Annotated in this window: 12 protein-coding genes; 9 read left to right on the forward strand and 3 right to left on the reverse strand. The window is 37.1% G+C overall.

The window, feature by feature from the left end; genetic code table 11:
* Positions 1-10 precede the first annotated feature (10 nt).
* Together B5X53_RS11850 and B5X53_RS11855 are read left to right on the forward strand one after the other, a co-directional pair.
* Entirely contained in the window at positions 11-343 is a 333-nt protein-coding gene (locus tag B5X53_RS11850; protein WP_079713445.1) for a CidA/LrgA family protein, read from the forward strand.
* Positions 343-1047, forward strand: a complete 705-nt coding sequence (locus tag B5X53_RS11855) for an LrgB family protein (protein ID WP_079713446.1) — start codon at positions 343-345, stop codon at positions 1045-1047. Before B5X53_RS11850 ends, B5X53_RS11855 begins: the two co-directional genes overlap by 1 nt.
* On the opposite strand, the gene B5X53_RS11860 is transcribed toward B5X53_RS11855, so the two are convergent.
* On the reverse strand, positions 1024-2295 hold the full coding sequence (locus B5X53_RS11860) for a cation:proton antiporter (protein ID WP_079713447.1): 1272 nt from the start codon (positions 2293-2295) through the stop codon (positions 1024-1026). The genes B5X53_RS11855 and B5X53_RS11860 overlap by 24 nt on opposite strands.
* Positions 2296-2473: 178 nt before the next feature.
* Here B5X53_RS11860 and B5X53_RS11865 point away from each other — a divergent pair, with 178 nt between their 5' ends.
* The 4 genes from B5X53_RS11865 (at position 2474) to B5X53_RS11880 (ending at position 6492) form a co-directional block, all read left to right on the forward strand.
* Positions 2474-2860: a hypothetical protein gene (locus tag B5X53_RS11865; RefSeq protein WP_079713448.1), complete on the forward strand. Its 387-nt coding sequence runs from the start codon at positions 2474-2476 to the stop codon at positions 2858-2860.
* 24 nt (positions 2861-2884) lie between these two features.
* A complete protein-coding gene (locus B5X53_RS11870) occupies positions 2885-5569 on the forward strand; it encodes a cation-translocating P-type ATPase (protein WP_232764026.1) in 2685 nt (894 codons plus the stop codon).
* Between the two features lie 78 nt (positions 5570-5647).
* Positions 5648-6088 carry a hypothetical protein gene (locus B5X53_RS11875; protein WP_079713450.1) on the forward strand — a complete coding sequence of 147 codons (441 nt, stop codon included), beginning with the start codon at positions 5648-5650 and terminating at the stop codon, positions 6086-6088.
* A gap of 104 nt (positions 6089-6192) precedes the next feature.
* Positions 6193-6492 (forward strand): HPF/RaiA family ribosome-associated protein, encoded by a 300-nt coding sequence (locus B5X53_RS11880; protein WP_079713548.1) that lies wholly within the window; start codon positions 6193-6195, stop codon positions 6490-6492.
* 102 nt (positions 6493-6594) lie between these two features.
* Here B5X53_RS11880 and B5X53_RS11885 read toward each other — a convergent pair whose 3' ends face one another.
* Positions 6595-7092 carry a DUF456 domain-containing protein gene (locus B5X53_RS11885; RefSeq protein ID WP_079713451.1) on the reverse strand — a complete coding sequence of 166 codons (498 nt, stop codon included), beginning with the start codon at positions 7090-7092 and terminating at the stop codon, positions 6595-6597.
* A 15-nt stretch (positions 7093-7107) separates the two neighbouring features.
* A complete protein-coding gene (locus tag B5X53_RS11890) occupies positions 7108-9786 on the reverse strand; it encodes a cation-translocating P-type ATPase (RefSeq protein ID WP_079713452.1) in 2679 nt (892 codons plus the stop codon).
* 324 nt (positions 9787-10110) lie between these two features.
* On the opposite strand from B5X53_RS11890, the gene B5X53_RS11895 reads away from it, so the two are divergent.
* The 3 genes from B5X53_RS11895 to B5X53_RS11905 are packed head-to-tail and all read left to right on the forward strand — an operon-like array spanning position 10111 to position 13191.
* Complete coding sequence (locus B5X53_RS11895; RefSeq protein ID WP_079713453.1) at positions 10111-10473, forward strand: BlaI/MecI/CopY family transcriptional regulator; 363 nt, start codon at positions 10111-10113, stop codon at positions 10471-10473.
* Positions 10473-12053 carry a M56 family metallopeptidase gene (locus B5X53_RS11900; RefSeq protein ID WP_079713454.1) on the forward strand — a complete coding sequence of 527 codons (1581 nt, stop codon included), beginning with the start codon at positions 10473-10475 and terminating at the stop codon, positions 12051-12053. The genes B5X53_RS11895 and B5X53_RS11900 overlap by 1 nt, the downstream gene beginning before the upstream one ends.
* A gap of 22 nt (positions 12054-12075) precedes the next feature.
* Positions 12076-13191, forward strand: coding sequence for a tetratricopeptide repeat protein (locus tag B5X53_RS11905; RefSeq protein ID WP_079713455.1), 1116 nt, complete (start codon positions 12076-12078; stop codon positions 13189-13191).
* The last annotated feature ends 4 nt before the right edge of the window (positions 13192-13195 follow it).

Here is a 13195-nt window from a genome sequence, read left to right on the forward strand (position 1 = left end):
AAAAATCGCTATGCTTAAAGCCTTAGCTTATATTTTTGGATTTTTACTTTTAGGTGAGTTAATCACCTATTTTTTTGAACTCCCAATCGCCGGCAATATCCTGGGGATGTTCCTTATTTTCTTAGCTTTAAGATTAAAAATAATAAAACTTCAGGATGTAAAACCAGCCTCAGATAAGCTTATAAAATACCTGGTTCTGTTCTTTATTCCCTATGGTGTAGGATTAATGGTTTATTTTGAGATCATTGCGAATTACTGGTTGCCAATTTCGGTAGCGGTAATTGCCAGCACAGTAATCACACTTTATATTTCAGCAATAATTATTGAAAAATTCGGGAAGTAATGCAAGAATTTATTCAATTACCAATATTTGGAGTTTTTATTAGCATTATCGCTTTTGCAGGAGCACGTGAGCTTCGGAAGAAATTTAATTACGCGCTGCTTACTCCGGTTCTGGTAGCTATTGTTTTTATTATTTTATTTTTATTCATTTTCAATATTGATTTTGATACTTATAATCGCGGGGGAAAATATATCAGTTTTTTCCTGGGGCCATCGGTAGTGGCGCTTGGCGTCTTCTTTTATGAAAAATATGAAGAAGTAAAACAGAATTTAAAAGTGTTCTTACTTTCGGTAGCCATTGGTGGAATAACCGGAGTGTTAACTGTGATTATTTTTCTCCTCCTTTTAAAAGTTCCAGACTTTATAATTGAATCGCTTGCGGCAAAATCGGTTACTACGCCAATTGCTATTGAAATCACCAAACTTACCGGTGGAATTCCTGAAATTACCGCCGGAATTGTAATCGCCGTTGGAATTTTTGGAAATGCTTTTGGTCCTTTTATTCTGAAGAAATTAGGAATAAAAAGCAAAATAGCCATCGGTACCGCTTTGGGAACGGCCGCTCACGGGATTGGTACCGCCCGAGCCTTTGAAGAAAGCAAACTCGCCGGAGTTTACAGTGGCCTGGCAATGTGTGTAAATGGAATTATCACCGCACTTATTACTCCTTATCTGATTCAGTTATCCTTTTGGGGTGTCTCCTGATTCGTTTTCGTTTTGTTCCGTTTTCCGCTTAAAATATTCAATAATTGAAGGAGCAGTAAAACCGTGAACCACTATGGAAATTAAAATAATATACGCGGTTATGGAATAGAGTTCATTTTTATATTCAAAATCTTCAAATTCAACAAAAGCCCAGGCAAGATAAAATACAGAACCAATTCCTTTAATCCCCAGGAAACTAATAGCGAGCTTATTTTTAAAACTGTCTCTAATCCCCGTCATACTTATAATTCCTGCAAGGGGTCTAATAATTAAAACAAAGGCAAAAGCGAATACAATTCCGCGCCAATCGGTAAGGCTTAGCATACCATTCATAATAGAACCACCAAAGAGAATAATCCAGACCACCAATAAAATGCGTTCTATTTCATGAATAAAATCGTGCATTTTGGTTTTATAATCTCCGCTAACTTTTTCGTAATGCCTAAGGCTTAATCCCGTAAAGAATACCGCGAGAAATCCGTAACCGTGTAATAGTTCTGTGGCCCCGTAACTAAACAAGGTAAGTGAAAGTGCGAGAAAACCATCAAAAGTTTTTATGCCCGCATATTTGTGAACTTTATCGAGGGTAAACCCTATAGCATTTCCAATGGCAAAACCCGCGATAGTACCGATTATAATTTTTAAAAAGAACTTATCAAGCATCCAATCAGTAAAATCAAAAGCAGCCCAACCACCGGCTTGCGCCACTAGAACAGCCATATAAGTAAAAGGGAATGCAAGGCCATCGTTTAAACCTGCCTCTGCTGTAAGAGAGAACCTTATTTTTCCTTTATATTCCTTTTCCCTTTCCGGATCGTCGAGTTGAGTTTCAGCAGCTAAAACCGGATCGGTAGGGGCGAGTACTGCAGCGAGTAATAAGGAGGAAGGGACACTAAAAAACAGGAAATTCTGTCCCAGGAAATAAGCCGAAACCATACAAAGCGGCATAGTGAGAAACACTAATAAAAATGGTCTTTTCCAGGCTTTAAAACTGTAATTATTTCCAATTTTTAAACCTGCGCCCATCAGGGAAATAATAACAATCATTTCAGAGAAATACATAAGTCCCTCATCTGCCCATAAAGGATCTGGCCATCCAATAGGTAAGCCTAATCCCAACAAAAGAAAACCGATAAGTAATAAAATTATGGGACCGCTAACCTTTATTTTTTTTGAAATTGAAGGCAGCCAGGCCATGATAAGAGTGGTGAAACCAATTCCCGCTAAGATCCAGTAGTGTTCTTTCATACAATTATAAAAATAGCTGATTTTAATTGATCTTGTTTAAAGCGCATTAAACTTTTGCAAAAGTCTAACATTAGAATTCGTCAGCTTTTCAGGTTTATTCGCTAATCAACTGATATTTATCATATTAAAATATTTGATTTCAGGCTAAATTTGGGTGAATAATCAACACAAATATAAGATGGACACTTCCTTATTTCTCGCTAAATTTTGGGGTTGGTACCTCTTGATTTTCTTTTTTGTACTGAGTTTTAATCCTAAAAGGATAAAACAAATCTTTGAAGACCTAAAAGATCATAAGTTTTTAATATTAGCTGCTTTTGCTGCTATAATTATAGGTTTACTCAATATTTTATTTCATAATATCTGGGAATTAAGCTGGAAATTTATAATAACCGCCCTGGGTTGGATTTCGCTTTTTATAGGCCTTGGACTTTTTATTTTTCCTGAACCTACCACCCGAAAGCTTACTGTAATTAACCTAAAGTTCGTGCAGGTTGTTTATGTGCTTTTATTCCTTTTGGGAATTTTCTTACTCAATATGGGGTACGGACTCGTTTTATACTAGTAAAATAATTTCGAAATATTTAAAATGAAAAATGTCTTCCCCAAGACGCTTCCCGGTAATAGTTGCTTTACTCTAAAAGTTATGTTGAAAGATCCACACGCTCTGTCTTCTAAAGAAATCCTTTCAGAATTAAAGGTAGATCCCGGTAAAGGCTTAACTGCTGCTGAGGTTTCTGCCCGGTTTAAAAAACACGGAGCTAACCGATTAAAAGAGTCTAAATCTAAAAATATCGGACTTATATTTTTAGAACAATTTCTTGATCCTATAATTTATATTCTGGCTGCTGCAATGGCCCTGGCTTATTTCTTTGGCGAGTGGCTGGAAGGCACGGCCGTTTTGATTGTGATCCTTATTACCGCGCTTATCGGGTTTTTTATGGAATGGCAAGCAATTCGGTCGGTAGAGGCTTTGCAGAAAATGGTAGAAACCCTCGCCAATGTTTTACGCGACGGAAAAGAAGAACAAATTAAGGCTACAGGTTTGGTGCCGGGAGACATTGTCATCCTGGAAAGCGGTGATGTAATCCCTGCCGATTGCCGAATGTTGGAAACCGAAAGCTTTGCGGTAAAAGAAGCCATTCTCACCGGAGAGAGTAATCAGATTGAAAAAAATGCTGAAGCGCTTCCCGATAAAGTTCCCCTGGCCAACCGAAAAAATATGCTTTATAAAGGCACCATTGCCGTTAGGGGTAAAGCAAAAGCAATTGTAATATCCACAGGAATTAAAACTGAAATTGGCCGTATTGGCGAGCTCACCAGTAGTGCTAAAAAGGAAAGTACGCCATTAGAAAAGAAGTTGAAGCGATTAAGTAGGTGGCTTATCTGGCTCACTTTAGTCCTCGCTATTCTAATTGTAGTCACCGGCTATTTTCAGGGCAAAGATTTAATGTTAATGATAAAAACCGGAATTGCCTTGGCGGTAGCTGCAATTCCTGAAGGTTTGCCCATAGTTGCTACTATTGCTCTTGCCCGGGGAATGCTTCGACTTTCTAAGAAGAATGTAGTGATCAAGAAATTGGAGGCGGTTCAAACCTTGGGAGAAACCGGGATAATTTGCACCGATAAGACCGGTACGCTTACCGAGAATAAAATGAGCGTTCATCATTTAATGTTGGGCACTTTAGATTTTCCTGCCACTGAAGCCTCAAATTTCAAAAGTGATCCTGCTTTTGAAAAACTGGTACTAATTGGTAGTCTCTGTAATAATTCAAAATTAAAAGATGATAAATTCACAGGAGATGCGGTGGAGATCGCTTTGGTTGAATTCGTGGCTGAAATGGGATCTGATTATAAAGAACTTCAGCAAAAATATCCGAAAATACAGGAAGTTCCATTTGATGCTGAAATTAAGAAAATGGCCACTCTACATACTTTAGAAAATCAACATTTAACTTGCGTAAAAGGGGCTTTGGAGGCTTTACTCGGTTCCTGTGATTTAATTTTAACCAAAGATGGTCCCAAAGATTTTGTGGATAAAGATGAATGGCAAAAACAGGCAAAATTAATCGCTGCCGAAGGAATGCGGGTCCTGGCTTTTGCATTTAAACAGACCGGCACAAAGCCTGCTTATGAAGATTTAATGAAAAACCTCACTTTCGTGGGGATTTTAGGATTTTTAGATCCGCCACGAAAGGATATTAAACAAGCTATTGAAACTTATAAAAATGCGGGAATAAGAGTGGTAATGGTCACTGGCGATCACCCAGATACAGCAAGAAAAATAGGAGAGGAGATTGGGTTAATTGCTGAAGACGCACCCGACGAAATGGTGGTACACGGTGCCGATCTTGAAGAAATTGGAAGTTTAACCGAAGATAAACAAAGAACCTTAATGCAGGCAGGCATTTTTGCCAGGATGGTTCCCGGCCAGAAGCTGGATTTAGTAAAATTTTATCAGAAGAATAAAGCAATCGTCGGGATGTTGGGCGATGGTGTAAATGATGCCCCGGCCCTTAAAAAAGCAGATATCGGCATTGCTATGGGAATTAGGGGAACCGAGGCTGCAAAAGAAGTCGCAGATGTAATTTTAATGGACGATAAATTCACTTCTACCGAACTTGCCATAAGACAGGGGCGTACCATTTTTGAAAATATCAGGCAGTTTGTGATCTTTCTGCTTTCCTGTAACCTGGCAGAGATAATTTCAGTGGCTCTGGCCTCATTAAGCAATTTGCCAATGCCATTGCTTCCGCTGCAAATACTTTTCCTAAATCTTGTTACCGATGTTTTCCCGGCGTTAGCGTTGGGAGTTGGCAAAGGAGATCCGAATATCATGAAAGATCCACCAAGGGATCCGCAGGAGCCAATTCTTACTAAAAAGCATTGGACCGCAACAGTTTTGTATGGATTAAGTATTACCGCAGCGGTGATTGGGGCAGTGGCTTACACTCATTTTAAAATGGGGCTAAGTGCTATTGTGGTAAACAATATTGCTTTCTACACCCTTATTTTAGGACAGTTGCTAAATGTCTTTAATCTTCCGGGAAGAAAAATATCTTTTTTAAAGAATGAAGTTACCAGCAACCCATGGGTTTGGGGAGCATTAATATTTTCAGTTTTAACTATGGTACTGGTTTATCATATTCCGTTAATGGCAGAAGCTTTATCGCTGGTGCCACTTTCAACGAATCACTTTGTGGTTATCATCGTTTTTGGGTTTGCTTCATTAGCATTATCACAAATATTAAAGCATTTGAAATTGGCTAATTAAACTTTGTCGTGACTGACGAAAATCATACTTTTTCAGTCAGCTATGTATTAATTTCATTTCATATTAAAACTATTAATTATGGAAAGTATTAGGAAAAGACCAAAAGGTGATTTTATTGCCGAAGCCAATATGGAACAGCTCTATACGCTTACCAAACACTGGAATTCAGATTTACATTTTTTCAGGGACGATCTCATTTTTCTTCATAAACTTTTAGATAGCTATTTTATATGGATAGATAAAGATGAAAATTATAAAGTAGCGTCAAAAATGAAGAATGAACTCCTCAAGCTAAAAGAACGCTGCCAGGATCTTTTGGATAAAACCGATAAACATAGACAGCAAATTGGCAAAATGATTCTTGAAAAAATGGAAGATTCCAGGCTTTTTAGAATGGAACACGAACATTTGGAAGATGAAATTGCAAGTTTTGTAAAAGCCTTCAGGTTAAACAGGTTAGAACTTTTTAAGATTACCGAGTATATAAAAGACAACGATAAGCTTCCTGAACTCTCCTGACATATAACTACCAAAAGATGGCTTAATTGAAACCAAAGTGACCTTCATCATATTTTATGATAAGCCTTAAACCTAATTTTGATCTAACATTAAAACCTACTACTATGCTCATCAATATCCAATTTATAAAAACAAAAGGAAGCGAATTTTTAACCCAAAATGTATCAAAAAACCTAAATAAACTATCAGATAAATATGACTGGCTTATTAAAGCCGAAGTCTATTTTAAAGAAGAAAATGACCCCACAGGAAGATCAAAGATTTGCGAGATCGAGTTAAGTGCGCCCGGCCCAAGGATCTTTGCTTCCTCTACAGAAGAAAGTTTTGAATTAGCCATCAAAAAAACCATCTTCGAACTTGACCAGCAGCTCAAGAAAAGAAAGGCTGTTTTTGTAGCACATTAAGATGCTTGTAGAGGCTGTTTGAAAATTAAAGGTTTACATTCTCATTCAGGTTAGCTCAATTTACCAGACTTTGTCACCCATTTTTGAGCAGTCTCTTCTTTTTTAAAATATCAAATCCCTAAGTTCCCAGGCTTTATAGCTGAAGAAAATTAGAAATCCTACCGCCACTACCAATTCCATAAAGGTAGAAGCAAGAAGGCCAATAAACGAGCCGTAAGCTGCACGCAAAGCCGATTTAGAATCAGATTTATTGATTATTTCGCCAATAAAAGCCCCAGCAAATGCTCCAATTATAATTCCCAAAGGAACAGGTACAAAAATTCCAATTACCAGGCCAATAGTTGCACCCCACATTCCGGCTTTACTTCCGCCGTATTTTTTTGTCCCCATTGCAGGTATAATAAGTTGCAGCGCATAAATTATGGCAGCGAGAACAAAAGCAATTCCCAGTACCCAATAATTTATAGGAACAGAAGGAGCTAAATATAGAAGCAATAATCCCACCCAGCTAAGTGGTACACCGGGTAAAACCGGTAAAAAACTACCAAGGATTCCTAATACCATACAAATGGCTGCTAGCGTAAATAAAAGTATATCCATAAAGTAATAATGGGTTTAAAAATCTTTTTTGATTTCTTTTATAAGCTGGATAATTATTAGAGGCACAATACTACTAATACCTATAAGAATCCAACTCTGTAAACTGAGTTTTTCAAAAGATAAAACATCAGCAAATACCGGCACAAAATAGGCAATTAAAACTAAGGTAATACATAGCAGTAGTGCCATCCAGATAAATTTATTCCTGGTAACCTGGTTGTTAAACATATTCTCATCTCCATCACGTAAATTAAAAACATGAAGGAATTGAGCGAAAGCAAGACTAAAAAATGCGATGTTATTATTGATACTTTCAGATTGCTGTAATATAAAATGAGAGTAGAGGTAGGCGCCACTTATACTTGCAGTTATTATTAAACCATAAGAAATAATTTGTCGCCAGTTCTTCTTTTTAAGCACCGGTTCTTTAGGATCTTTTGGCGGATAATCAAGAACTTTTTTGTCTCCTTCCCCAACTCCAAGCGCGAGTGCGGGAAAAACATCAGATAAAAGATTTAGAAAAAGCAGCTGAAGAGGTAAAATAGGCAGCGTAAATAAACTGAAACTCATAATTGCAATAATAAGAATCTCACTAAGGTGATAAGAAAGTTGATAGACTACAAAACGTCTAATATTGCCAAAAATAATTCGTCCTTGTGCTACGGCATTTATAATAGAATCAAAAGAATCATCTTTTAATACCACATCGGCAACTTCCTGGGCCACCTGGGTTCCTCTTTTTCCCATGGCAATACCAATATCAGCTTTCTTCAATGCAGGAGCGTCATTCACCCCATCTCCCGTCATAGCTACTATTTCGCCATTCTCTTTATAAATTTCAATAAGCTGCAATTTTTGGCCTGGCGCAACACGGGAGAAAACGTAAGAATCCTTTATTTCTTCATATTGAATATCTTTATCGTTTAAATTTTTACCGTGCACAGTTACATCGTTATTTTCTTCATCTTCAGAAAAAAGATGAACCGTTTTTCCTACATTTTTTGCGGTGCCCGGATGGTCTCCCGTAACCATTAATATTTTAATGCCTGCCTTTTTACAGGTTTCTATAGAGGAAGCAATTTCTTCCCGCGGCGGATCTATAAATCCTATTAATCCCACAAAACATAGTTTCTCTATAAAATTGTCTTCATCTTCAGGTTTATTTTCTGTTTTTCTGAAACCGAAAGCTAAAACCCGTAACCCATCTTCAGAAAGCTCATCATTTTTCTGCTGCCATTTTTCTTTTTGTTCTTTACTAAAATCTTTTTCTTCATCATTTTCCAGAATATGCGTGCTTTTATCTAAAATTGCATTGCTAGAGCCTTTGGCAGCAACATATATCTGACCATTTTCTGATTTAAAAGCCACACCCATAGTCATGGTGTCAGAATCAAAGGGTTTATGAAGAATACGTTCCTTTTTCTTGTTTTCGGTATACAATTCTTCGTCTAAATGCTTTGTAAACTTTAAAAGGGCAATTTCTAAGGGGTCTCCATTTCCTTTCCCTTCATCTTCTAAATTGGCATCGTTGGCAAGCACTGATATTTTAAATATTTCCTGAAAATTAGAGTTTTCCTGATCCTGAACTTCAGGTTTTTCATTTTTCCAATTTACTTTTAAGTCATCTTTCTGCGGAAAGGAGAAATTCTTAACGGTAAGTTTATTTTTGGTTAGCGTTCCGGTTTTATCGGTAAAAATCACGGTAGTTTCCCCCAGGGTTTCTACTGCGCTTAATTTTTTTACGAGCACATTTTGCTTAGACAATCTATACATCCCGCGGGCAAGTGCAATACTGGCAACGATGGGTAGACCTTCCGGGATTGCGGCAATTGTCCAGGCAATTGAGGTCTGAACCAGCTGATAAAGATCTTTATCGGTTAACCAACCAAATAAAAAGAAAGCCGCGGCCATAGCAAGGATTACCCAAATTAGATTTTTGGTAAGTTGGTTGAGTTTCGTGGTTAACGGAGTTTCCTCCTTATCCTGTTCCTGGACCATAGCCGAGATATTTCCTACCTCGGTGTGCATAGCCGTAGCGAAAACCACTGCTTTTCCAGTTCCTGCAGTAACGGCAGTTCCTTTGTAAATAGTATTATTACGGTCGGCCACCTGTTTTTCGGTATCAATTGCTTCAGTAGATTTGTTCACCGGTACAGATTCGCCCGTTAATGCGGCTTCGTCAATTTGAAGTTCGTTAGCTTCAAGTAGGCGAGCATCTGCCGGAATTAAATCACCAGCATCTATTTTTAGAATATCTCCGGGCACAATTTCTTCGGCATCAAGTTCAGTTTCTTTCCCGTATCTAATCACCGTAATTTCAGTTTTATCCATTTTCTTAATGGCTTCCATAGACTTCTGTGCCTGGTATTCCATCCAAAAACCAATAATGGTATTTACAATAAGGACAACAAGAATGACTATGGCTTCGGGAATATCGCCGAAAAGAAATGCGATTAACGCAGCGGCTGTGAGGAGATATATTACGGGATTGTTTAACTGACTAAGAATAATACTCAGAATACTTTTACCCGATTTTTCTTGTAGCTGGTTTTTCCCAAATTTCTCCTGTCGATCTTTAATTTTATCCTTATCCAGGCCATTATCGGCGTCGGATTTTAGTTTTTCAACAACTTCTTTTGAAGAAAGTCTATAGGCTTCCGAGCGTAAATCTGAAAGTTCTTTTTCTGAAATCATAACCTAAAAGTTAAGGATTTTTATAGGCTTGAAGCAGACCTGGTAGAACTTTTAGGGAACATTTAATAATAATTTTTAACTAAGACATTAGGTTAAACTAAAATGTTAGTTTATATTAGCAGTATGGAATTAAGATTAAACCTTATTATAAACTCTTCAATTCGAGCGGAGTCGAGAATATGTTCTGGTTTAAATAAACGTCATCCTGAATTTATTTCAGAGCCTGCCCTGATACTTTATCGGGGATCTAGTACTAATTAAACTTAGAAGCCGCCTTTACTGAAAAAAATTCAGCACAGGCTGCGGAAATGACAAAGAAATATTATGAAACAACTAACCAAAGCTGAGGAAGAGATTATGCAAATTCTCTGGAAACTGGAGAAAGCAAATGTCGCTTCAATAATAGAGGAAATGCCGGAGCCAAAACCGGCTTATAACACGGTTTCTACTATTGTGAGAATCCTTGAAGATAAAGGTTTTGTAGATCACGAAAAAAAGGGGAAAGGCTATTTGTATTATCCGCTTTTGGCGCGTGAAACCTACAGTAACCAAAGTATCAATAAATTGATGAACAATTATTTTAATGGCTCCTTTAAAAGTATGGTTTCTTTTTTTATGAAAAAGAACGATATGGACACTAAAGACCTGGAAGCCATTTTAAAAGAAATCAATAAAAAAGAGAAATAATGTTAGAGTATATACTTCAGGTAGTAATATTCCAGCTCGGCTTTTTGCTGATGTACGAACTCCTGTTAAAAAAAGAAACATTTTTCACGATAAACCGGTGGTATTTATTGGTAACTCCGCTTGTTTCGCTCTTACTGCCATTACTGAAATTTGAAAGTTTATCGGCTTTGGTGCCGGCAGAATCTATTTCTACTCTTTCACAAGTTTGGCTTCCCGAAGTTTATATTGGCGGTCAACCTAAAAATATTCAGCAATTACCCGCTGTAAATGTTGCGCAGGAGAAGGGATTGCAAATAAACTGGTGGTTGGTTACTTATATTTCAGGAGTGGTGCTTAGTTTAATTTTATTGCTAAAAAAATACCAAAACCTGAACCATTTATTTCGTTTCCGAAGAATCTCAGAAGATAAAGAGCTGCGGATAATTGAAGTTCCTAACTCCAATATTGCCTGTACATTTTTCAAAACTATATTTTTAGGTGATAAATTGTCTGAAGCTGAAAAGCAACAAATTCTCTCTCACGAACTGGTTCACGTAAAGCAAAAACACAGCCTGGATTTAGTGTTTTTTGAAGCTTTAAAGATTTTATTTTGGTTTAATCCGCTAGTGTATATCTACCAGAGCAGGATTGCGACTTTGCACGAGTTCATCGCCGATGCAAATGTGGTAAAAACCACTACCAAACGCAGCTATTACGAACAGTTGCTAAACACCGCGTTTAACACGCAGAATATTTCATTCATCAATCAATTTTTTAATCATTCATTAATCAAAAAACGAATTATTATGTTACAAAAATCAAGATCAAAAACAATAGCGAAATTCAAGTACCTATTCGTACTGCCTTTACTTTTTATGATGCTAACTTATGTTTCCTGTTCAGACGATAATTCATCTGTGGCATCTGCTGAAGAAGATCCTCTTTCTCAATATAGTTACACCATTGATGTTAGTGAAGGGATGACTGAAGAAAATAGAAAAGTACATCAAAAATATGAAGAATTTCTAATGAACAATCCTAATTATGTAAGTTGGGCTACGATTGATTCTAATGAAAAATCAATAAGCTATGCGATTCATAGTAGGGACGAAGAAGTGCCAGAGGGTTATATTAAACTATATGTTAGTGATAAATATGATATGTATATTAATTTGCCAAATGAAGGGAAAGAAAAAGATTCTGATAAATACGCTGAAGAAATAGAATATGATAGCGAAAGCGGAGTTCCTTTTGCCTTAATCGAAGATGTTCCGGTATTTGAAGGTTGTGAAGGTTTAAATTCTAATGAAGAACGGAAAGATTGTATGAGTCGCCAGATTACCCGATTTGTAAATATGAATTTTAATACCAATTTAGGAAAGGAATTGAATCTTAGGGGAACAAACAGGGTGATTACCCAATTTAGAATAGATGAAAGCGGAAATGTGGTTAATGTAAAGGCAAGAGCTCCACACCCCGATTTAGAAGAAGAAGCTATTCGTGTCATTTCGGAACTTCCTAAAATGCAGCCCGGGAAACAGGACGGAAAGGAAATTAGCGTGATGTATTCACTTCCAATAGTTTTTCAAGTAGGTGAATAAGTTTAGTTTTATTATTATATTAATGTTAGCCTTCAAAGCCGAAGCTCAAACTTCGGCTTTGGCTATTTCAGACAGTTTGTATGTCGTGGGGGAATATTCCGAAGCGATTGAGAAACTTCAGGAAATTAATCCTCAAACAGAGAAAACCTATCTCAAGCTGGCTAAAAACTACGCTGCCAACCGCCAACCTGAAATTGCTCTGGAAAATTACAAAAAGGTTTTAGGCCAAAATCCAGACCGCATTCTAACCACCATAGACTATGGCGAATTACTTGTGAAAACCGGGAAACTGGAAGCTGCCGACAGTCTTTTTAAGGTTTTAAATCAAAAATATCCGAAAAATGCCGGTTTTAAATATCAGCAAGGATTAATCAGGGAAAAACTAAAAGATAGTACAGCGATTCATTTTTTTACGTACACCATAATGCTGGACACCACGCACCAGGCAGCGCTTTACAAAGTAGCTAAGGATAAATTAAGGAACCGGCAGTACACTATGGCAGAACATTATAGTAAACGCGGACTTCGTGCAAATTCCAATAATCCCTCTTTGCTTTCTATTCTGGCACAAACTTATTCTTCTTTGAAACTTTATAAAGAAGCGCTCCAACCTTATGAGAAGCTGATTGAACTCGGGCAGGATTCAGAATTTATTTATAATAAACTCGGTTTTGCTTATTACAGGCTTAAAGATTACGAAAAAGCGATTATAAATTATAACAAAGCACTGGAATTTGAAGACCGAAACTCAGCCACGCATTATACCTTGGGAAAATTATATGCACTAACCGGAGATTTAGATAAGTCTGAAACCCATTTATTAATGTCTATCCTCATTAAAAAACAACCGGTAGATGCTGAGTATTTAAGTTTGGGACTTACCTATAAAATGCAGGAAAAGTATAAGGATGCGCTGGATTATTTTAATAAAGCCCTGGAAGAAAATCCCGATAATGAGAGAGCTTTATACGAACGTGCAGTGGCGGCGGATAATTATTTAGAAGATGATTCAACCGTCATAAAATATTACCTGGCCTATTTTAATAAATATGAAAGTATTGGAAACGACGGGATGTTATATCGCGCGAAAACGAGGGCGAGTGACTTGAAGAAAAAGATGCATTTAGCTGAAAATTAGTTTA

It is taken from the genome of Salegentibacter salinarum (assembly GCF_900168115.1).
Classification (GTDB): domain Bacteria; phylum Bacteroidota; class Bacteroidia; order Flavobacteriales; family Flavobacteriaceae; genus Salegentibacter; species Salegentibacter salinarum.

Bases quoted from the DNA above. Each gene is read 5' to 3' on its own strand.
- B5X53_RS11850 (WP_079713445.1), top strand. From the start codon at position 11: ATGCTTAAAGCCTTAGCTTATATTTTTGGATTTTTACTTTTAGGTGAG.
- B5X53_RS11855 (WP_079713446.1), top strand. From the start codon at position 343: ATGCAAGAATTTATTCAATTACCAATATTTGGAGTTTTTATTAGCATT.
- B5X53_RS11860 (WP_079713447.1), bottom strand. From the start codon at position 2,295: ATGAAAGAACACTACTGGATCTTAGCGGGAATTGGTTTCACCACTCTT.
- B5X53_RS11865 (WP_079713448.1), top strand. From the start codon at position 2,474: ATGGACACTTCCTTATTTCTCGCTAAATTTTGGGGTTGGTACCTCTTG.
- B5X53_RS11870 (WP_232764026.1), top strand. From the start codon at position 2,885: ATGAAAAATGTCTTCCCCAAGACGCTTCCCGGTAATAGTTGCTTTACT.
- B5X53_RS11875 (WP_079713450.1), top strand. From the start codon at position 5,648: ATGGAAAGTATTAGGAAAAGACCAAAAGGTGATTTTATTGCCGAAGCC.
- B5X53_RS11880 (WP_079713548.1), top strand. From the start codon at position 6,193: ATGCTCATCAATATCCAATTTATAAAAACAAAAGGAAGCGAATTTTTA.
- B5X53_RS11885 (WP_079713451.1), bottom strand. From the start codon at position 7,092: ATGGATATACTTTTATTTACGCTAGCAGCCATTTGTATGGTATTAGGA.
- B5X53_RS11890 (WP_079713452.1), bottom strand. From the start codon at position 9,786: ATGATTTCAGAAAAAGAACTTTCAGATTTACGCTCGGAAGCCTATAGA.
- B5X53_RS11895 (WP_079713453.1), top strand. From the start codon at position 10,111: ATGAAACAACTAACCAAAGCTGAGGAAGAGATTATGCAAATTCTCTGG.
- B5X53_RS11900 (WP_079713454.1), top strand. From the start codon at position 10,473: ATGTTAGAGTATATACTTCAGGTAGTAATATTCCAGCTCGGCTTTTTG.
- B5X53_RS11905 (WP_079713455.1), top strand. From the start codon at position 12,076: ATGTTAGCCTTCAAAGCCGAAGCTCAAACTTCGGCTTTGGCTATTTCA.